This is a genomic window from Microvirga brassicacearum, assembly GCF_008757455.1.
Lineage (GTDB): Bacteria > Pseudomonadota > Alphaproteobacteria > Rhizobiales > Beijerinckiaceae > Microvirga > Microvirga brassicacearum.
In genome coordinates this window covers 168,796-169,609 of record NZ_VCMV01000071.1, presented here as the reverse complement: position 1 = coordinate 169,609, position 814 = coordinate 168,796, and the positions used below count along the sequence as shown (strand labels likewise).

The following is an 814-nucleotide window of genomic DNA, read 5'->3' as shown; positions in this document are numbered from 1 at the left end:
CGTGCTCGTCGGAACCGCCACCGTCCTGTTGTCGATCCCGACATTCTGGCTCGGGCTTCTGCTGCTCCTGTTCTTCGGCCTGAAGCTCGAATGGCTTCCCGTCGTCGGCTACGTCTCCTTCTCGGACGACCCATGGGCGGCGCTGCTCTACATCGTCATGCCGGTCATGACGCTGTTCCTTCATGAGATGGGGGTGTTGATCCGCATGGCGCGCGCCAGCACGCTCGAAGTGCTGCGGCTCGACTACATCACCCATGCGCGCGCCAAGGGATTGTCCGAAGGCGCTGTGCTGTGGCGGCACGCGTTCAAGAATTCGTTCGGCCCGACCTGGACGTTGATTGGCCTGGTGCTCGGCAATCTTCTCGGCGGGATCGCGGTCGTGGAGACCGTCTTCACCATTCCGGGACTTGGCCGTCTTCTCGTGGATTCGATTTTCGCGCGCGACTATCCGGTCATCCAGGGCTGTCTGCTCTTCGTCGCGTTCGTCTACGTGATCGTGAACCTTGTCGTCGATCTGCTCTATCCCGTTTTCGATCCAAGGGTGACCGCGGAATGAGATTACCTGCTCCCAACGCCGTCATCGGCGGCGCCATCATCGCCACATTGATCGTCTGTGCCCTGTTCGGCGCCATCTGGACGCCGTTCGATCCGCTCAAGATCAACTTCGCGGCGCGCCTTCAGGCGCCGGGGCCGGTCTATTGGCTCGGCACCGACGAATTCGGCCGCGACGTGCTGAGCCGCCTCATGTCGGCGGCCGCGACCAGCAGCTGGATCAGCCTGCTGACGGTGTCTGCGGCCATGACCGCCGGCACCA

The 814-nt window shown here is 62.9% G+C and carries 1 protein-coding gene and 1 pseudogene; both read left to right on the top strand.

All coding sequences use genetic code 11. The annotated features are described in order from the left end of the window. Positions 1–556: ABC transporter permease (locus FEZ63_RS23260; RefSeq protein ID WP_201274269.1), on the top strand; the 556-nt coding region annotated here is incomplete at its 5' end. Beyond that, positions 553–814: pseudogene (locus FEZ63_RS25325) on the top strand (ABC transporter permease); the annotation flags it as partial. The gene FEZ63_RS23260 and the pseudogene FEZ63_RS25325, both read left to right, overlap by 4 nt.